Source organism: Massilia sp. Mn16-1_5 (genome assembly GCF_004798585.1).
GTDB lineage: Bacteria > Pseudomonadota > Gammaproteobacteria > Burkholderiales > Burkholderiaceae_D > Telluria.
Genome location: NZ_PPXQ01000001.1, coordinates 125,633 through 144,631 on the forward strand (window position 1 = coordinate 125,633; position 18,999 = coordinate 144,631).

The window sequence follows — 18,999 nt, forward strand, 5'->3', positions numbered from 1 at the left end:
CCTTATCGATTGACCAGGTAGGGAGGCCAGATGGTGTCTTGACGCAGGCGGCGTGTCAAGCCTCTTCTGCGCAATTCAATATTGTTCGAACAGGCCTTCGCCTTGCCAGCGTGGCAGGGCTGCAGGAGATTGCGCGGTGACCGCCGTGGCCATGTAGTACGGCCCGAGGCGGGCCAGCAGCCGCGGAAAGGCGCGGCAATAGCTGGACTGGATGCCCGCCAAGCGCGCCAGCACGCGGTATTCGACCACGCTGCCTTCTGGCACCGCGTCGAGCACGCGACGGACGCGTTCGCGCCAGTCGTCCAGCCAGGGTTGCGCCAGCACGCCGAGGTCGCGCACGGTGTCGCCGGCGCGGATGACGCCTCCCGCCAGCACGCGCGCCAGCATGCCGCGCCGGCTGCCGATGCGCGTGGCTAGGCGCGGCTGCACGGCGTCGAGCTGGCCGCAGGCTTCGCATTGGAACATCATGCGCAGTTGGACCTGGTCGCCGATTTGCAGGACTGTGCCGGAACGGAGACAGGCAGTATCGGTTTCGAGCAGCAGGTTTTCGCCCAGCGCGTGCGGCGGGAGCCCGAAGTCCTTGTAGACGTCCCGGCTTGCCAGCAGCAGCTGGCGCGGAGAATGCGGGTCGGCGTGGATCTCGTCTTCGATGCCGGCGCCCGGGAGCAGGCGCAGGCTGTCCACGGACTGCGGCGCAGCTGCCTTCGACGTCCGCGCTGCCAGTCCGACGACGCGGCCGAGGTTCACGGGCTTAGACCGCCACCGGCGCCTTGATGCCCGGGTGCGACTCGTAGCCGACGACCTCGAAGTCCTCGTAGCGGTAGTCGAACAGCGAGTCCGGTTTACGCTTGATGACCAGCTTCGGCAGCGGGAATGGCTCGCGCGAGAGCTGCAGTTCCGCCTGTTGCAGATGGTTCGAGTACAGGTGGCAGTCGCCGCCGGTCCAGACGAAGTCGCCGACTTCCAGGCCGGCCTGCTGGGCCATCATGTGAGTCAGCAGGGCGTAGGAGGCGATATTGAAGGGTACGCCGAGGAAGATGTCGGCGCTGCGCTGGTAGAGCTGGCAGGACAGCTTGCCGTCGGCGACATAGAACTGGAAGAAGGCGTGGCAGGGCGGCAGCTTCATCTGCGGGATATCGGCCACGTTCCAGGCGGAGACGATCATGCGGCGCGAGTCCGGTGTATTCTTGATTTGCTCGAGCACCTGCGAGATCTGGTCGATGTGGTCCCCGGACGGCGTCGGCCAGTTGCGCCACTGGTAGCCGTAGATCGGGCCGAGGTCGCCGTTGGCGTCGGCCCATTCATCCCAGATCGAGACGCCGTTTTCCTTCAGGTAGCCGATGTTGGTCGAACCCTGCAGGAACCAGATCAGTTCATGGATAATCGACTTCAGGTGCACCTTCTTGGTGGTCACCAGCGGGAAGCCCTCGGCCAGGTCGAAGCGCATCTGGTGGCCGAACACGGACAGGGTGCCGGTACCGGTGCGGTCGGTCTTGAGCGTGCCGTGCTCTTTCACATGGCGCATGAAGTCGAGGTATTGGCGCATCGTTAACTTTCGAAAAAACGCGCCATTGTACATTGTATCTTATGTCAACGCAGCCGCGAACAAGGTCAGGGCCTCGCGCAGGCGCGCCTCCGGCACGGCCAGCAGGTTGTCGCCGACGTACAGCTCGAAGTAGCTGGTCTCCGGCAGCACGCCGTGCGAGACGCGGTTGAAGAGCCAGATGCCGTGCTGCTCGGCCAGTTCGGTGCGGATCGCCAGTGCGCGCTCGCGGCTGACCGGCAGGTGCACATGGAGCATGTTGGCCGCCGGCTTGGCCGGATTGACGCGGATTGCCGGATACGCGGCAAGCAGCGCGTAGAGCAGCTCGGTGCGGCGGAAGTAGTCCGGCATCGCGGCCAGGCGCGCGTCGAACTGCATCGCGGCGGAGACGATGTAGGGCGAGCGGTGGATCACGTTGCCGCCCTGGCGCCGGAACCATTCGGCGGCGCGGTCGACGAAGGCGCGCGAGCCCGCCAGCATCGCGCCACCGAGCCCGCCGATCCCTTTATACAGCGACACGTAGACCGAATCGAAGCCGGCGGCGATCTCGCGCGCGCTGCGTCCGTAGCCGGCCTGCGCCTCCCACAGGCGCGCGCCGTCCATGTGCAGGTGGATGCCGCGCGCCTTGCAATGGGCCTTGATCGCCTCGAGTTCTTCCCAGTGCGACAACTGGCCGCCGATCTCGCGCATCGGAATCTCCAGGCCGACCGCCCCGAGCCTGTCGGGCACGCCCGTGATGTCGGCCGCCGTCCAGGGACGGGTGCGCTCGCCCACCTGCAGTGCGTCGAAGTGGCCGAGCAGCTGGTAGTTCGAGCGTTCGTGGACGAAGATGTGGGAGGTCGGGTGCAGGGCGGCCGGCGCATTGCCGCGCTCGGCGCAGGCCAGGCGCAGTGCGGTGACTTGCGCCATCGTGCCGCTGATGCAGAAGACGGCGGCTTCGAAACCGAGCAGGGCGGCGATCTTGTCCTCGAAGCTTTCGATCAGGCTGCCGGCCCCATACACGTCGTGCTCGACGCCCTGTTGTCCGCACCAGGCGGCCATGGCGGCGTACAGGTCGGCCGGGGTGCGGGCGCGGTGGCCGGGGAAGACGGTGTCGCAGCGGCGGATCAGTTCGGCGTCGGTCAAGATGAGCTCCAGGTTTGGGGCTGTCACTTTACACCCTCGGCGCGGCCACGGGGAAGGGGCCTTGGCGATCCCGCGGCGCACGGTTCAGTTAGCGGGAACTTCGTTCGGACCTCAGCGGTCTACTCATGCGTACATATGCTTCCCCGACCGCTTGTTCGTTGTCCATTGATTTGTACGCACATGAAGCTATCGATGATTGGCACAGGGTATGTCGGACTCGTTTCGGGCGCCTGCTTCGCCGACGTGGGCAATACGGTCTTGTGCGTCGACGCGGACGAACGCAAGATCGACCTGCTCAATGCCGGCCGGATACCGATCTTCGAACCCGGCCTCGATGCCCTGGTCGCCCATAACATGGCGGCCGGCAGGTTGCGCTTCAGCGCCAGCCTCGATGAGGCGCTTGCGCACGCCGGGCTCATTTTCCTGTGCGTGGGCACGCCGCCTGATCAAGACGGCAGGGCCGACCTGACGCAGTTCCTGTCCGCGGTGCGCAGCATCGGCCGGCGCATGCAGGGGCCGGCCATTATCGTCAATAAATCGACGGTTCCCGTCGGCACTGCCGACCGGGTGAAACACCTGGTCCGGGAAGAACTCGCGGCACGGGGCGCCGCCATCGAGTTCTCGGTCATCAGCAACCCGGAATTCCTGAAAGAAGGCGCAGCGGTCGCGGACTTCATGCGTCCGGACCGGATCGTCGTCGGCAGCGACAATCCCCTGGCAAGGGCCGTCATGCGCCGCCTGTATGCGCCGTTCAGCCGCAACCACGAAAAGCTGGTCGACATGGATGTGCGCAGTGCCGAGCTGACGAAATACGGTGCGAACGCCATGCTGGCAACGCGCATCAGCTTCATGAACGAACTCGCCGTGCTGGCCGAGGCACTGGGCGCCGATATCGAGCAGGTGCGGCGCGGGATCGGTTCCGATCCGCGCATCGGCCCGGATTTTCTGTATGCCGGCATCGGATACGGCGGCTCCTGCTTCCCGAAGGACGTCAGGGCGCTCCTGAAGACAGCGGCCGACCATGGGCAGCCCCTGCGCATCCTGCATGCCATCGATGCGGTGAACGGCGCGCAAACGACGATCCTGTTCAGGAAGATCGTGCGCTTTTTCAGGGGCGTCGAGAAGCTGGAAGAAAAAACCGTCGCCCTCTGGGGCCTGGCGTTCAAGCCGAATACGAACGATGTGCGCGAGGCGCCCAGTCTGGCGCTGATACGCGAGCTGTTTTCGGCGAATTGCCGCGTGCGGGCCTACGACCCTGTCGCCGGCAAGGAGGCAAGGCAGGCCCTGGTCAGCCAGCATGGCGAGGCACGCTGCCAACGATTGCTCAGCATGGCCGGTTCCGCGGCGGAAGCCGTCGAAGGCGCCGATGTTCTTGCGATTGCCACGGAGTGGAAAGAGTTTCGCTCGCCCGATTTCAACTTCCTGGCCAGCGCCCTGCGGCACCGGGCCATTTTTGACGGTAGAAACCTGTACGAGCCCGACGCGGTCGTGCCCTTCGGGCTGGCTTATCACGGTATCGGCAGGCGCGTGCCAATGGAGCGCCAATGATCCCGGCCAGCCAGCCTGTCCTGGTCACCGGTGCGGCCGGTTTCATCGGGAGTTCCGTCGCCTCCCGGCTCGCGCGCATGGGTGCAAGCGTTGCCGCATGCGACAATTTCAATGACTATTACCCGGTCGCTTTGAAGCATGAGCGTGTCCATGCCTTGCTGGCGCCCCACGGCGTCCGTTGCGAAACCGTGGAACTGGCGGATATGCGCCAAGTCGACGGCCTGTTCGAACGGGTGCAGCCTGCCTATGTCGTGCATCTGGCTGCGCAGGCCGGCGTACGCCAATCGATCGAGCATCCCGCCAGCTATGTGCAATCGAACCTGGTGGCGTTTGCCAACATACTGGAAGCCTGTCGCCGCTTCAAGCCGCGCCACCTGGTGTATGCGAGCAGCAGCAGCGTCTACGGCGCAAGCGCGGCAGCGCCGTTCAGGGAGAGCGACAGGACCGACGCGCCGGTCTCGTTCTATGGAGCCACCAAGAAGGCGAACGAGGCGCTGGCCCATTCCTATAGCCACCTGTACGGCTTCGCGGCCAGCGGACTGCGGCTGTTTACCGTGTACGGGCCCTGGGGCCGTCCGGACATGGCCTATTTCAGCTTCGCGCACAAGATGCTCAAGGGCGAGCCGATCGCGGTGTACGCGCAGGGCGCCCTGCAACGCGACTTCACCTATATCGACGACATCGTCGAGGCGATCGTACGGATCCTGGCGAAGCCGCCCGCAAGCAACACGCAGCACGCGCCGCACGCCGTGTTCAACGTTGGTAACCGCCAGCCGGTTCGGGTACTGGACTTCGTCGCCGCCCTGGAGGCGGTCCTCGGCGTCAGGGCAAGCATCCAGTTCCGGCCGATGCAGCCCGGCGACGTACCGATGACCTATGCCGACACGCGCAAATTGCACGAATGGGTCGGCTTCGCGCCGGCGACACCGCTCGCGGAGGGGCTGACCCGCTTCCGGGAGTGGCTGCTCGCCTGGATGGCTCACGACAAGACAGCTTAGCCATGCGCGACGACGGCACGCCGACGGCGTACGAACAAGGGGCGGGCACCCGGTTCCTGCTCGTCGTCGCGGCCTACTTCCTGCTCCACGTGGTGCTGCGCGTAAGCTCGCCCGCCATGCTCGACCTGGACGAAGCGGAATCCGTCCTGAGCTACCAGGAGCTGCAACTGGGCTATGGCACCCAGCCACCGCTGTATTCCTGGCTGCAATGGCTCCTGTTTTCCCTGTTCGGCGTCAATCTGCTTGCCCTGTCCGTCCAGAAGAACCTGCTCCTGTTCGGGACCTACCTGGCGATGTTCTGCGCAGCCAGGCCGCTCGTCGGCAGGTATGGCGCCATCATGGCGGCCGCCTCGCTCGTCCTGTTGCCACAAATTGGATGGGAGTCGCAGCGGGACCTGACGCACTCGGTGCTGGCGACCTGCGTGGCCGCGCTCACGCTGTGGTGCTATGTCGGCCTGCTCAGGCAGCGCAGCGCGCTGCGCTATGCGCTCCTGGGCCTCCTGCTCGGTCTCGGGCTGCAGTCCAAATATAACTTTGCGGTGTACGCGCTTGGCCTGGTCGCAAGCAGCCTGCTGGTTCCCGAACACCGGCGGGCAGTGTGGGACCGCAAGGCATGGATAGCGCTGGCGGCGCTGCTGCTGTCGCTGGTGCCGCACGGACTCTGGCTGTTCGAGCACCTGGACCTTGCGACGCGCGCCACCGGCGCCAAAATGCATGGCGGCGCGGCGGGCTATGGCGGCAATGTGGCGCGCGGTTTCGCCGGCATGGTGGGCGCGGGCTTCCTGTTCCTGACGCCGCTATGGATCGTATACGGATGGATCTGGTGGCGGCAGCGGGAGCAGGCCCGGGCAAGCTTCGAGCTTCCCCAGGCCCGCTATTTTCTCTGGTATCACCTGGCGGTGTCGGCATGCGTCGCGGCCCTGGTCCTCGGCGGCGGGCTCGGCAGTGTCAAGGAGCGCTGGCTGCAGCCGATCCTGTTCCTGTCGCCGCTCGCCTTCCTTGCGATCTTTCCGATGCTGGCACAACGCGCGGCGTGCCGGGGCGTGCTGTGGACGGCGGGCATCTTCGCCATCCTCATCCTGGCGGGCCTGTCGGCACGCGCCTATCTGGGCAAGAACACGCGCGCACCGTTCGCCGAACTCTCGGCCCAGCTGATGCGGCGCTTTCCGCAGGCCAGAATCCTGGTCGCCAGCGAGCTGACAGCGGCGGGAAACCTGTACCTGCATAACCCGGCGTGGACCGTCATGCTCTTGCCCGAGGTACTGCGGCGACGGCCTGCGCTCGGTGGCGAGGTCCTCCTGATCGATTCCGGCCAGCGCACGGGGGGCACAAGCGGCTGGCCGGAGCCTTTCCTGCGTGCCTACCCGGGCGGCGTACTGCGCGAGCATGGGCGGCTCGCCGTCGGCACGCCCCGCGACCGCCACGGCGCCATGGCGGTCGACTACGCGCTCGTCTCGGTAAAGGAAAAATAAATGCTATTGTCGGTCGTCATTCCGGTCATGAACGAGCAGGGCAACATGCAAGCCCTGATTGCCCGGCTTGCCGAGGCCCTGGCCGGGATCGAACATGAGCTCATCTTCGTCGACGACGGCTCCAGGGACGGCACCGTCGCGGAAATAGAGCGTTTCGCCGGGTCCCATACCCGGATCCTCGTCTTGAGCCGCAACTACGGCCAGACCACGGCGATGGCCGCAGGCATCGACGCCGCGCGCGGCGCGCTGATCGTCATGCTCGATGGCGATATGCAAAACGACCCGCGCGATATTCCGCTGCTGATGGCGCGCATGCGGGAAGGGGACTGGGACGTGGTGGCCGGTATCCGCACCAGGCGCAAGGATGGCTTCCTGCTGCGCAAATTCCCGAGCAAGCTCGCCAATTGGCTGATCCGGCGGGCGACCAGGGTCCACATCAGCGATTACGGCTGTACCTTGAAGCTGTTCAAGAGCGACGTCGCCAAGAACCTCGGACTGTATGGCGAACTGCACCGCTATATTCCGGTATTGGCCAGCATGTACGGCGCGCGCATGACGGAGATGCCGGTGCGGCACCATGCGCGCCATGCTGGTGTGTCGAAATACGGCATCAATCGCACCCTGCGGGTCGCCAGCGACCTGATGCTGATGGTCTTCGTCCGCAAGTACGGCCAGCGGCCGATGCACCTGTTCGGGACGGTCGGGATCGTCTCCTTGTGCGTGGGATGCGTCCTGAACGCCTACGTCTTGTTCGACAAGCTCATGGGTGCACAGATTGCCGGGCGGCCCTTGCTGTTTCTTGGCCTGCTGCTGACGGTGGCCGGGATCCAGTTGATTACGACCGGCTTCATCGCGGATCTCATCATGCGGACCTATTACGAATCCCAGAACAAGAAGCCTTATCACATCAAGCGGGATGTCCGGTGTCCAGGCGAGCATGCAAGAACCTGAAGCGCGTCGTGCAGCTGGCGGTGTCGAGCTGCCTGATCCTGGTCGTCTTCCTGAACCTCGACCTGGGCCAGGCGGCAAGCCTCGCGTTTCGCCCGGAACGCGCTCCGATCCTGGGCGCCGCCCTGATCGCCTTCAACGCATCCAAGATCCTGGCGGCGCTGCGGCTGAATATCTACCAGCGCCACGCAGGCATGCGCCTGGGCGAGGGGGACAACCTGCGTTTGTATTACGCAGGCATGTTCCTGAATATTCTTTTGCCGGGCGGAATAGGGGGCGACGCCTACAAGGTGCTCATTCTGCACCGCGGCTTTTCCCTGCCGCTGCGAACAGGAGTCGCGATCACGCTGGCGGACCGTAGCGGCGGCATGCTGACCCTGTTGCTCATCTTGTGCATGCTGACACCGCTGCTCCCGCTCGCATGGGAGGCAGCGACCGTCGTCCTGTTCACGGTGGCATCGGTGGCCGCGGTGCGCGCGGTATTCGTGCTGGCGCATCGATGGCTGTTCAGGCTCGATGCGCGGCAACTGGCCGGCGTATGCGCGCTGGGAGTGGCGGTACAGGTCCTGCAGCTGGCATGCATGGCGATGCTGCTTTCCTACCTGGGCGCACCCGCGGGCAGCTATATCGCCTACCTCGCCCTCTTCCTCGTTTCATCGCTTGCCGCCGTGCTGCCGTTCAGTGTCGGCGGCCTTGGGGTGCGCGAAGCCACTTTTCTGGTGGGCGTCCGGATGTTCCATCTGGACCCCACTTATGGCGTGCTGGCGTCGAGTTGCTTCTTCTTGCTGACGCTCCTGTCGTCGATGGTCGGTGCCCTGTTTCTCGGTCGGTTTTCGTTGCGACCAGCGACAACAGGGTGATTGCCCCGCTTCAGCCGTGGCTGGGCGCCGGCAGGCGTGCAGGCTGCGCCGGTGCATCGAGCGCGGCGGCGCGCTCGTCCAGGCGGAACAGGCGCACCGCGCGCGCCAGCTCGGCGGCCTGGTCCTGCATCGCCTGCGCCGCGGCGCTGGCTTCCTCGACCAGGGCGGCATTGTGCTGGGTCGTCTCGTCCATCTCGCCGATCGCGCGGTTGACTTGCTCGATGCCGTGGCTTTGTTCCTGGCTCGCGGCCGTGATGTCGGCCATGATGTCGGTCACGCGGCCGACGCTGGCCAGCACTTCGTCCATGGTGGCGCCGGCTTTCGAGACCAGCTCGCGTCCGAGGTCGACTTCGCTGCTCGAGGCCGCGATCAGGGCCTTGATCTCCTTGGCCGCGGCGGCGCTGCGCTGGGCCAGGTTGCGCACTTCGTTGGCGACGACCGCGAAGCCGCGGCCCTGTTCGCCGGCGCGGGCCGCTTCCACGGCCGCGTTCAGGGCCAGGATATTGGTCTGGAAGGCGATGCCGTCGATGACGCCGGTGATGTCCGAGATCTTGCGCGAGGACTGGTTGATCGACTCCATGGTCTCGACCACCTGGGCGACCATGCTGCCGCCTTTCTGGGCGATGCTCGAGGCGGAGACGGCCAGGGTATTCGCCTGGCGCGCGTGCTCGGCGTTCTGGCGCACGGTCTCGGTCAGTTCGCCCATCGAGGACGAGGTCGTGGCCAGGCTGCCGGCCTGGCGCTCGGTGCGTGCGCAGAGGTCGAGGTTGCCGGTCGAGATCTCGTTCGAGGCGCTGGCGATCTGCTCGGCGCCGACCCGCACCTGGCCCACCACGCTTGACAGCTTGCGGCTGATGCCATTCATGGCGTCGAGCAGCAGGCCGATCTCGTCGTTCTGGCGGCGTTCGATGTTCACGGTCAGGTCGCCGTCGGCGATGCGCACGGCGGCGTCGCGTGCCGCGGCCAGCGGACGGGTGATGGTGGCGCGCACGAACGCGTACAGGACGGCGGCGAAGACCAGCAGGGCGGCCAGGGCGAAACCGATGTACTTGTTGCGCAGGCGCGTGGCTTCCTCGGTGATCTCGTCGCGGTAGGTGCCGCCGGCGATCACCCAGTTCCAGTCCTTGAAGAAGGCGAAGGCGGCGACCTTCTCGCGCGCTGCCGATTCGCCAGGGTTCTTCCAGTCGTAGGCGATGGTGCCGGTCTTCTTTTCGAGGATCTCCTTGACGAAGGCGCGGCCATCGGAGGCCTTGCTGTCGAGGATGTTGTCACCCTCGCGCTTCGGGTGCACCAGGAGGTCGCCGTAGGACTTGCCGGGTGCGGCGTTGAGGACGTAGAAGTAGCCGGTCTCGCCGACCTTGATCGAACGGATGCGTTGCTTGAGGGCGTCGATGTCCTTGCTGATGTCGACACCGACGTAGAGGGCGCCGACGACCTTGCCGGCGCTATTGCGTACCGGTTCGTACTGGGTGATGAACTGCTTGCCGAACAGCTTGGCCAGGCCCACGTAGACCTTGCCGTCCTTCAGGGCGGCATAGGCCGGGCTGGCGTGGTCGAGCGTGGTGCCGACGGCGCGCTCGCCGTTTTCCTTTTTCACCGAGGTGGTGACGCGCACGAAGTCCTCGCCGTCGGCAACGAAGATCGTGGCATTGCCGCCGGTCTCCTTGCTGAAGCGGTCCGGTGCGCTGAAATCGAGGTTGAGCACCTTGCCCTCATGGGTCAGCGAGGGCACCTGCTTGCCGCCGATGTCGACCGGCGCGGCCGGATCGCTCTCGAAGGCGCCCGCGAAGTCGGCAGCGAAGATGCGGCCGAAACTGACGGCTTCGCTGGAGACGGTGCGGTTGAACAGGTCGACGGTGTCGACCACACCCTGCAGTTCGTTCTGCATGTTCTGGCTGGCACGCTCCTCGAGCATCGAGGAGGTGGTGACGGTAATCGTCATGACCAGTGCGGCGATCAGGGCGCCGACGAGTGCGAAGCTGAAGGCGCTGATCTTGGTGCCGACATTCCAGTTGGCAGGGTGATATTTGTTGTTGGACATGGCTGAGAGAGGCGATGACGGAGTTCGCCGATCATACCAAACACTTGCTCTCAGTCAACAGAATAAGATGACGAATTCCGAAAATCCGGCAATTTTGTATCGCCCAGTACACAGCTTGCCGAAACCTTAATGCTCCACGTGAACGTGATGGAACTGCAGCGCCGCCAGGTTGGCATAGATCCCGCCCATCGCGACCAGCGAGGCGTGGGTGCCGGTTTCCACCACCTGTCCGTCTTCCATGACGACGATGCGGTCGGCCCGCTGCACGGTCGCCAGGCGGTGCGCGATGATCACGGTGGTGCGCCCGACCATGGCCGCTTCCAGCGCACCCTGGACTAGGCGTTCGGATTCGGCATCCAGGGCGCTGGTCGCTTCGTCGAGCAGCAGCAGCGGCGGATTCTTCAGCAGGGCGCGCGCGATCGCGATGCGCTGGCGCTGGCCGCCCGACAGGCGCACGCCGCGCTCGCCGAGGAAGGAGCGGTAGCCCTGCGGCAGGCGCTCGATGAATTCGTGGGCCGCGGCCAGCTTCGCCACGGCGATGACCTCCTCGTCGGTGGCGTCCGGGCGGCCGTAGCGGATGTTTTCCATTGCGTCGGCGGAGAAGATCACCGTGTCCTGGGGCACGATGCCGATCGCGCCGCGCAGGGTGTGCAGGTCGAGGTCGCGGATGTCGACGCCGTCGAGCGTGATGGCGCCGGCCTGCGGATCGTAGTAGCGCAGCAGCAGCTGGAACAGGGTGGTCTTGCCGGCGCCCGAGGGGCCGACCACGGCGACCGTTTCGCCCGGCTTGATCGACAGCGAGACGTGCGACAGCGCGGCCGTGTCCTGGCGCGACGGATAGGCGAAGGTGAGGTCGTGCAGGGCCAGCGCGGCCCCATTCGAAGAACGCTGGGGAAGGGCGCGCGGATGCGCCGGATTGCGGATGTCCGAGCGCGCCGCCAGCAGTTCGAGCAGGCGTTCGGTGGCGCCGGCGGCGCGCTGGGCTTCGCCCATCACCTCGGCCAGTGCGCCGATCGAGCCGGCGACGATCGAGGCGTACAGGATGAACTGGCCCAGGTCGCCCCCGGTCATGCTTCCCTCCAGCACCGCGTGCGCACCCAGCCAGAGCACGAAGACGATGGTGCCGAACACCAGCACGATGGCCAGCATGGTGAGGAAGGAGCGCGCGCGGATGCGCTGCATGGCCGCGCCAAAGGCGCCTTCGACGCTGCTGCCGAAGCGCTCGGCCTCGATCTTTTCGTGGGTGTAGGCCTGCACCGTCGGCATGGCGTTCAGGATCTCGCCGGCAAGGGCCGAGGCGTCGGCGATGCGGTCCTGGGAATCGCGCGAGAGCTTGCGTACGCGCCGGCCGAACAGCACGATCGGCACGATGACCAGCACCAGCAGGGCCAGGATGATCGCGGTCAGCTTGGCGCTGGTCACGAACAGCATCACCAGGCCGCCCAGGAAGAGCAGGGTATTCCGAAGGGCGAGCGAGATGCTGGTGCCGACCACGGTCTGGATCAGGGTGGTGTCGGTGGTCAGGCGCGAAAGCACTTCGCCGGTTTGCGTGGTCTCGAAGAACTCGGGACTCTGGTGTACCACGTGGCGGTAGACGGCGCTGCGGATGTCGGCCGTGACGCGCTCGCCCAGCCAGGACACCATGTAGAAGCGCGCCGCCGTGGCCACGCCCAGCACCGCGGCGACGCCGAACAGGGCGAGGAAGGTGGCGTCGACGTGCTTGATGCTGTGCGCGCCGGCCTGGGCCCCGAAGCCGAGATCGATCATCTGCTTGAAGGCGGCGGGAATGGCGAGCGTGGCGCCGGCCGCGAACAGCAGGGCGATGCCGGCCAGGACGAACTGGCGGCGATAGGGAAGCAGAAAGGGCGTCAGGCCCTTGAGGGCGGCGAGGCTGCCTTTGCGCGGTGTATTGGAATCGGTACCGTTACTGCCGGGGGAACGCTTGGTCATCGTGTGGCTTGTTGTTGTTCTGTCTCGTGGTTCAAAGTTTGATGCGCTGGACGTAGCCGGTCATCTCCAGATAACCATGCCCGGCCGGCACGCCGTCGCGCTGCAGGCTCACTGCGCCTTCCCAGTAGACGGCGCCCGTCGAGCGGCGCGAATCGAGTTCCTGGTCGGGTTGCAGCGGCGCGATCTGCCAGCGTGTTGCGCCCGTCGTGATCGTGGTCGCGACCGGATAGCGTGCATTCGTGCGCGGCGAGGTCCAGTGCGACTGCGGCGTAAACACGACCTGATCGGGCGTGTAGCGCGTCAGCTTGCCGTCGCGTGCGCGCACGGTCGCGTGCGCCCATAGTTTACCACCGTCCTTGGCGCGGATCTGGAAAGCCATCAGCGCGCCGCCGTCGTCGAGGTTGGCGCCGATCCAGTCCCAGCCCTGGGCCTCGGGCTGCAGCGCTTCGCTCGACCATTCGTGGTCGAACCAGGCGCTGCCCGTTACCGGACCGGCGGCGCCCGCGCGGCCGGCCACACCGGTCACCTTCAGCTGCGGCAGGCTGTAGTAATAGCTTGCATGCCGTGGCGCCTGCCCCTTGCGCGAATAGCCGCCTTCGCCCTGCAGCAGCGGCGGCTGGGTCGGAGACAGGCTCAGTTCGAGCGTCATCTCGGCCGACTTCAGGTGCACGCGGTAGCTGCCGTCGCGCTCGCGCGTCATGCGCCAGTCGTCGAGCTTGAGGTCGGTGTCGCCGGGCTTGGCCCAGGCCAAGCCAAAACCTTCGCGCGCGCTGCGCTGGTCATGCACCAGGCGCCCATGCGCCGGATCGGACAGCGCGGCGTGGCCGATCACCAGCTGGTGCGGAGCGAAGGCGCTCGGGTTGGCCGTGTCGTGTTCGGTGCGGCTCCTGAAGAAGGTCACCTGGAAGCCGAGCGGCTTGCCGTCCGCCTTGGTGAGCCATCCGGTGACGTACCACCACTCGGTGCGAAAATCCGGATGGGCGCCGAAGTCGCGCGGGAAGACCAGCTGCTGCCCCGGCAACACCTGCGGGAACACGGGCGGCGCGGCCTGCGCCAGGCCGGCAAGGAACATGAACAGAGCAAACAAGAGGCGCATCACCAATCCTCCCGTACGGCGCGCACCGGCCCGCCCGACAAGGCATAGCGGCCCGACACCAGGGCCGTGCCGACCGAGGCCGCGACCAGCACGCCGGCGACGGTGCCGAGCAGGCCCCAGGGCAGGTGCAGGCCCATGGTCCAGTGGAAGGACTGCGGGTTCACGACGAACACCAGGATCAGGCTGATCACGAGGCCGAGCGCGAAGCCGCAGGCCACGCCCAGCAGGGTCAGCAGGCCGCCTTCGCAAGCCAGGATGCCGAGCACCTGGCCGCGCGTCACGCCGACGTGGCGCAACATGCCGAACTCGCGCGCGCGCGCCAGGGTCTGGGCCGAGAAGGTCGCGGCCACGCCCGACAGGCCGATGACGATGGCGATCGCCTCCAGCAGGTAAGTGACGGCAAAGCTGCGGTCGAAGATCTGCAGGCTGGCGGCGCGGATTTCGCCGGGACGCGCCAGTTGCAGCGCGCCGCCGAAAGGCAGCTGGCGCAGCGCGCGTTCGATGCGGTCGGTATTCGCTTCGCTGCCGGCGTAGATGGCGGCGTCCGTCACTTCCAGTGCGCCGGTCAGCGCCCGGTAGTCGGCCAGGCGCACGACGATGGAACCGGACTGGTTGGCATAATCGCGCCAGACGCCGGCGATGAAAAAGCGTGCGGGCTTGCCGCCCAGGGGGAGGTCGAGCGTCTGGCCGACCCGGACGCCGTACAGGTCGAGCATCGCTTCCGAGACCCAGGCCGGGCGTGCACCCGCCGGCACCGGGCTGGATGCACCAACCAGGAACAGCAGGCGGCCCGGATCCGCGGGATCGATGTCGCGCGCGATCAGGACCACGTCGGGACGGTCGGCCTGCAGCGAGACCGGACGGGTGCGCAGGAACTGCACCTGGTTGCCGCCGGCGGCGCGTGCGATTCCCTCCTGCTCGAGCTTGCCGAAGAAGCCCGAGCTGCCGCCGGCGCTGCTCCGCACGTACAGGTCGGCCGGCAGGATGTGGCGCATCCAGTCGTCGACCGAGATGCGGAAGCTCGCCACCATGATCCCCATCGCCACCATCAGGCTGAAGCTGGCCAGCACGCCGCCCAGGGCGATCGAGGCCTGGCCGGGGGCGTTCGCCAGCCGCGACAGGGTCAGGGCCAGCACCGGCGGCGGCTTTGGGGCGCGCCGCAGCAGGCCCTCCAGCAGGCGGAAGCTGCTCGAGGCCAGGCGCGGCATCAGGCCGATGCCGCCGATCAGCAACAGGGCAATCGCGAAATAGCCGAACAGGGGCAGCTCGAACACAGGCGGCGCGAAGGCGAATACGCCGGCCAGGGCAAGGCAAATAAAGGAAGGCCAGACGCGTGCCAGGCGGTGCAGGGCCGCTTCGTCGTTACCCGCCTTGAGGGCAACGGCCGGCTTGGCGCGCGCCGCTTCCAGGGCAGGCGCCAGGCAGCCGAGCAGGGCGACGCCGAGTCCCAGCGCGAAAAAGACGCAGGCGGCGACCGGCGTGAACACGACCTGCGGCTTGATGCCCGGGAAGTAGCCGGCGCCGAGGTCGCCCCCAAAGAAGCGCAGGGCCAGCGCCGCCAGCGCGTAGCCGGCCGCCACCCCGAGCAGGGCACCGACCAGGCCCAGGCTGGCGCCCTCGACCAGCACCTGGCGCAGCAGCTGGCCGCGCTCCACGCCCAGCACGCGCAGCAGCGCGAACTGGCTGCGCCGCCGCATCACGGACAGGGCCTGGGTCGAGAACACGAGGAAGGCGCCCGTGAACAGGGCGACCAGGGCCAGCACCGTGAGGTTCACGCGGTAGGCGCGGCTGAGATTATTGTTGCGGCTTTGCTGGTCGCTGTCGTTCGGTTGCTGGACGCGAAAGCGCCCCGGGAAGCGGCGTTCGAGGTCGGCGGTGAGTTTCGCCTCGAATTCGGCACGGTTGACACCGTCGCGCAATTTCAGGTCGACGCGCGAGAGCTTGCCGAGCTGATTGAAACGCCACTGCAGGGCGCCGATGTCCATCACGCCGAAGCGCTGGCCCGGCCGCGCGCGCTGCACGGGGCCGGCCACGCGCAGCTGGAAATCGCGGGTGCCGGCGCGCACGCCCAGTTGGCCGCCGGTCTTCAGCGCGAGCCAGCTTTGCGCGGCAGGAGAAAGAAACACGGTATCGTCGGCCAGCACGTCGCTGCCGCGTCCGTCCTGCGGCACACCCAGCAAATCGGGAGCGATATAGCCGGCGCGCAGCGGGTCGATGCCGACCAGGCGCAGCGAGGACTTGGCGGCGGGCACGGCGGCCTGCACTTCGAGTACGGGCGCGGCCAGCGCCACGCCCTCGTACTGCGCCAGCACCGGATAGATCGCCTCGTCGAAGACGGCTTCGCGTCCCGCCACCTGGACGTCGGCCTGGCCGGACAGGCTCTTGATGGCACTCGAGAATTCGTTGAAGGCCGCGGCGTTGATCAGGTGGATGGCAAAGCCCATCGCCACGCCGACCGCGATCGCCGCCACGGCCAGCACGGCGCGCACCGGATGGGCGCGCCATTCGCCGACCAGCAGCCAGCGGGACAGGACGTTCAGGCCGGACATTGCACCGCCAGCGACTCCGCCTGCCTGCGCGCCTTCAGGCGTGCGGCAGCGGAGGCTTGCTTACCTGCGCGGGCCGCGTCCTCTTGCGCCCATTTGAGCTGCAGGCGCAGGCGTTCGCATTTTTGACGCGTGGCGTCGGCCGTGCGGGCCGCGCGCATCCGATCCTTTTCCTCGCGCGCAGCTTCCACTGCACGCTGCTTTTCCAGTGCCGCCAGCTGCGCCTTGTCGCGGGCCAAAGCCCTGGCGGCGTCGGCGCCCGCTGGAGCAGGCGGCACCGTCAATTCGCTCGTCTTGCCCGCCGCGCAAGGCTGCTCGCCATAGCTGACCTTGCCCTCAGTCGTGCACTTGTAGATCGTCTGCGCCCCGGCCGCCTGCACCAGCACGCACATGCCCAGCACCGCCATCATGGTCCTCATCGCCGCTCCCTCACAAAATTTTGCCAGGGTTCATGATGCCGAGCGGGTCGAGGGCGCCTTTGATGGCACGCATCATGTTCAGTTCGACGGGGTCCTTGTAGCGTTGCAGGTCTTCGCGTTTCAGGGCGCCGATGCCGTGTTCGGCCGAGATCGAGCCCTCGAAGCGCGCCACGCTGTCGTGCACGATGCGGTTGATCGCATCCTGGTTGCCAAGAAATGTCTCGTGCGACTCACCGTGTGAAGGCGCGACGTTGTAGTGCAGGTTGCCGTCGCCCAGGTGGCCGAAGCAGACCACCTGGCAGCCGGGGAAGGCATGCGCCAGCTGGGCGTCGGTGGCGGCAATGAAGGCGGCGATCTGCGAGATCGGCAGCGAGACGTCGTGCTTGATATTCTTGCCGGCACTGGCCTGGGCCAGCGGGATGTGTTCGCGCAACTGCCATAGCCCGCTCGACTGGGCGATCGAGGTGGCCACCACGGCATCCATCGCCAGGCCGCCTTCGAGCGCGGCCTCGATCGCGCCTTCGAGCAGGGACACCGCGTGTTCTTCCGACTCGCTGCTCGACACTTCCAGCAGCGCATACTGCGCATGGCTGCGCGCGAAGGGGCGCGGCAGGTGCGGGAAGTGTTCGGATACCAACCTCAGGCAAAAGTCCGACATCAGCTCGTAGGCGGTGAGGTTCGAGCCGCACTGGTCCTGCATCAGCGACAGTAGCGCCAGGGCGCGCTCGGGCGATTCCATCGCCACCAGGGCCGTGGTCGAGGCCTTCGGCTGCGGGTAGAGTTTCAGGACGGCCGCCGTGATCACGCCCAGCGTGCCTTCGGCGCCGACGAACAGCTCGCGCAGCGCGTAGCCCGTATTGTCCTTGCGCAGGCCGCGCAGGCCGTCCCAGACCTCGCCACTGGGTGTGACCACCTGCAGGCCGAGGCACAGGTCGCGCGTGTTCCCGTAGCGTAGCACGGCGGTACCGCCGGCATTGGTCGACAGGTTGCCGCCGATGGTGCAGCTGCCTTCGGCCGCCAGCGACAGGGGAAACAGCAGGCCGCTTTTCGCCGCCGCGTCCTGGATCTGCTGCAGGATGGCGCCGGCTTCGACCGTGATCGTGCGGTTGGTGGTGTCGATGTCGAGGATGCGGTTCATGCGCCGCAGCGACAGCACGACGGCGACGCCGCTGGCATCGGGCACGCTGCCCAGCACCAGGCCGGTGCGGCCGCCCTGCGGCACGATCGGCACGCGCGCCCCGGCACAGGTGCGCACCAGCTGCGCCACCTCGTCGACCGTGGCAGGCAGCAGCACCGCCCGCGCGCGGCCGGTGAAGCGGCCGCGCCAGTCGGTGAGGTAGGGCGCCATGTCCACTTGTTCGGACAGCACCCGGGACGCGCCCACGATTGTGCGGCAGCGTCCGAGGAAATCCTCAGTCATGCGGTACTTTTACCTTGTCCAGCAATTCCTTGGCCATGCGCTGCGCCGCCTTTTTATACGGACGCAGGTAGAGCAGGGCACAGGCGAAGTAGACGCAGACCAGCGCCACTTCGCCCAGGGCCATCATGCGCGAGAGCTCGAGCGTATCGCTCCAGGCCCGCACCGCGCCTTCGGCGAAATAAATCAGGATCACCATCGACGACCACTGCAGCGTGTAGAGGTCGCGCTTGATGACGCCGCGCAGCGGTACCAGCAGCGGTACCGCCTTCAGGGCCAGCAGCGAGCCGCCCGGGTGCAGCGGGGCGACCCAGATTTCCCAGGCCACCAGCCAGCCGATCAGCCAGATCAGGCTCGCGATGGCGCCGCCATGGAAGAGCTTTTGGGTTTGCATCAGCGTGGTCCGTGTAGTGATTGCAGAGGCGACTGTAACTTCGAGGCGGCTTCGGCCAGGCGGCGCCCGAGCGCAATCGCCAGGCGTTTCTCATCTTCCGTGACCTGTTTGTCGCCGTCGATGCCGGCCCAGTGGGTGGCGCCGTAGGGGCTGCCGCCGCTGGACGTGGTCATCAGTTCGGGATGGGTGTAGGGCAGGCCCATGACGAGCATGCCGTGGTGCAGCAGCGGAATCATCATCGACAGCAAGGTCGCTTCCTGGCCGCCGTGCAGGCTGCCGGTGGAGGCGAACACGACCGCCGGTTTGCCCGACAGGGTGCCGGCCAGCCATTCGGCCGCGGTACCGTCGAGGAAGTATTTCATCGCTGCCGCCATGTTGCCGAAGCGCGTGGGCGAACCCAAGGCAAGGCCCGCGCATTCGGCCAGGTCGGACAACTCGACATAGGGCGCGCCATCGAGCGGGATGGCGGGCGCCGTCGCTTCGGCCACGGTCGAGACCGCCGGCACGGTGCGCAGGCGGGCTTCGAGCCCCGGCACGCTTTCGATGCCCTGGGCAATCAGCTCGGCCAGCTTGCGGGTGGCGCCGTGGCGCGAGTAGTACAACACGAGTATGGTCAGGGTCGGGTTCATCGTTGGTATTATA

16 protein-coding genes are annotated in these 18,999 nt (G+C 66.8%); 5 read left to right on the forward strand and 11 right to left on the reverse strand.

Annotated elements, in window-relative coordinates:
• Window positions 1–75 precede the first annotated feature (75 nt).
• From C2862_RS00550 to C2862_RS00560, 3 genes are read right to left on the reverse strand one after another with little or no spacing between them, the layout of a single operon-like run.
• The gene (locus tag C2862_RS00550) at window positions 76–747 is read right to left on the reverse strand and encodes an MOSC domain-containing protein (RefSeq protein ID WP_136218167.1); all 672 of its coding nucleotides are present in this window, start codon (window positions 745–747) and stop codon (window positions 76–78) included.
• Between the two features lie 4 nt (window positions 748–751).
• Window positions 752–1,546, reverse strand: coding sequence for a thymidylate synthase (thyA, locus tag C2862_RS00555; RefSeq protein ID WP_136218168.1), 795 nt, complete (start codon window positions 1,544–1,546; stop codon window positions 752–754).
• Window positions 1,547–1,585: 39 nt separating this feature from the next.
• Window positions 1,586–2,668 (reverse strand): low specificity L-threonine aldolase, encoded by a 1,083-nt coding sequence (locus tag C2862_RS00560; RefSeq protein WP_136218169.1) that lies wholly within the window; start codon window positions 2,666–2,668, stop codon window positions 1,586–1,588.
• 180 nt (window positions 2,669–2,848) lie between these two features.
• Here C2862_RS00560 and C2862_RS00565 point away from each other — a divergent pair, with 180 nt between their 5' ends.
• Genes C2862_RS00565 through C2862_RS00585 form a run of 5 tightly spaced genes read left to right on the forward strand, consistent with a single transcriptional unit; the run spans window position 2,849 to window position 8,494 of the window.
• Entirely contained in the window at window positions 2,849–4,216 is a 1,368-nt protein-coding gene (locus C2862_RS00565; protein WP_136218170.1) for a UDP-glucose/GDP-mannose dehydrogenase family protein, read from the forward strand.
• Window positions 4,213–5,214: an NAD-dependent epimerase/dehydratase family protein gene (locus C2862_RS00570; RefSeq protein ID WP_136218171.1), complete on the forward strand. Its 1,002-nt coding sequence runs from the start codon at window positions 4,213–4,215 to the stop codon at window positions 5,212–5,214. The genes C2862_RS00565 and C2862_RS00570 overlap by 4 nt, the downstream gene beginning before the upstream one ends.
• Before the next feature lie 2 nt (window positions 5,215–5,216).
• On the forward strand, window positions 5,217–6,686 hold the full coding sequence (locus C2862_RS00575; protein ID WP_168709967.1) for a glycosyltransferase family 39 protein: 1,470 nt from the start codon (window positions 5,217–5,219) through the stop codon (window positions 6,684–6,686).
• A complete protein-coding gene (locus C2862_RS00580) occupies window positions 6,687–7,637 on the forward strand; it encodes a glycosyltransferase family 2 protein (protein ID WP_136218173.1) in 951 nt (316 codons plus the stop codon). It abuts the gene before it with no gap.
• A gap of 8 nt (window positions 7,638–7,645) precedes the next feature.
• The gene (locus C2862_RS00585; RefSeq protein WP_168709968.1) at window positions 7,646–8,494 is read left to right on the forward strand and encodes a lysylphosphatidylglycerol synthase transmembrane domain-containing protein; all 849 of its coding nucleotides are present in this window, start codon (window positions 7,646–7,648) and stop codon (window positions 8,492–8,494) included.
• Between the two features lie 10 nt (window positions 8,495–8,504).
• Here the strand turns inward: C2862_RS00585 and C2862_RS00590 are convergent, their stop codons facing one another.
• The 8 genes from C2862_RS00590 to wrbA all read right to left on the reverse strand — a co-directional run bounded on the left by C2862_RS00590 (window position 8,505) and on the right by wrbA (window position 18,986).
• Window positions 8,505–10,535, reverse strand: coding sequence for a Cache 3/Cache 2 fusion domain-containing protein (locus C2862_RS00590; RefSeq protein ID WP_136218175.1), 2,031 nt, complete (start codon window positions 10,533–10,535; stop codon window positions 8,505–8,507).
• 126 nt (window positions 10,536–10,661) lie between these two features.
• Window positions 10,662–12,485, reverse strand: coding sequence for an ABC transporter transmembrane domain-containing protein (locus tag C2862_RS00595; protein ID WP_136218176.1), 1,824 nt, complete (start codon window positions 12,483–12,485; stop codon window positions 10,662–10,664).
• 31 nt (window positions 12,486–12,516) lie between these two features.
• Window positions 12,517–13,581, reverse strand: coding sequence for a lipocalin-like domain-containing protein (locus C2862_RS00600; protein ID WP_136218177.1), 1,065 nt, complete (start codon window positions 13,579–13,581; stop codon window positions 12,517–12,519).
• On the reverse strand, window positions 13,581–16,130 hold the full coding sequence (locus tag C2862_RS00605; protein WP_136218178.1) for an FtsX-like permease family protein: 2,550 nt from the start codon (window positions 16,128–16,130) through the stop codon (window positions 13,581–13,583). The genes C2862_RS00600 and C2862_RS00605 overlap by 1 nt, the downstream gene beginning before the upstream one ends.
• On the reverse strand, window positions 16,118–16,546 hold the full coding sequence (locus tag C2862_RS00610) for a DUF4124 domain-containing protein (RefSeq protein ID WP_136218179.1): 429 nt from the start codon (window positions 16,544–16,546) through the stop codon (window positions 16,118–16,120). Before C2862_RS00610 ends, C2862_RS00605 begins: the two co-directional genes overlap by 13 nt.
• A 10-nt stretch (window positions 16,547–16,556) precedes the next feature.
• On the reverse strand, window positions 16,557–17,966 hold the full coding sequence (locus C2862_RS00615; protein WP_136218180.1) for an FAD-binding oxidoreductase: 1,410 nt from the start codon (window positions 17,964–17,966) through the stop codon (window positions 16,557–16,559).
• Entirely contained in the window at window positions 17,959–18,357 is a 399-nt protein-coding gene (locus tag C2862_RS00620; protein ID WP_136218181.1) for a DUF2069 domain-containing protein, read from the reverse strand. Before C2862_RS00620 ends, C2862_RS00615 begins: the two co-directional genes overlap by 8 nt.
• Window positions 18,357–18,986 carry an NAD(P)H:quinone oxidoreductase gene (gene wrbA / locus C2862_RS00625; RefSeq protein ID WP_136218182.1) on the reverse strand — a complete coding sequence of 210 codons (630 nt, stop codon included), beginning with the start codon at window positions 18,984–18,986 and terminating at the stop codon, window positions 18,357–18,359. The genes C2862_RS00620 and wrbA overlap by 1 nt, the downstream gene beginning before the upstream one ends.
• Window positions 18,987–18,999: the final 13 nt, after the last annotated feature.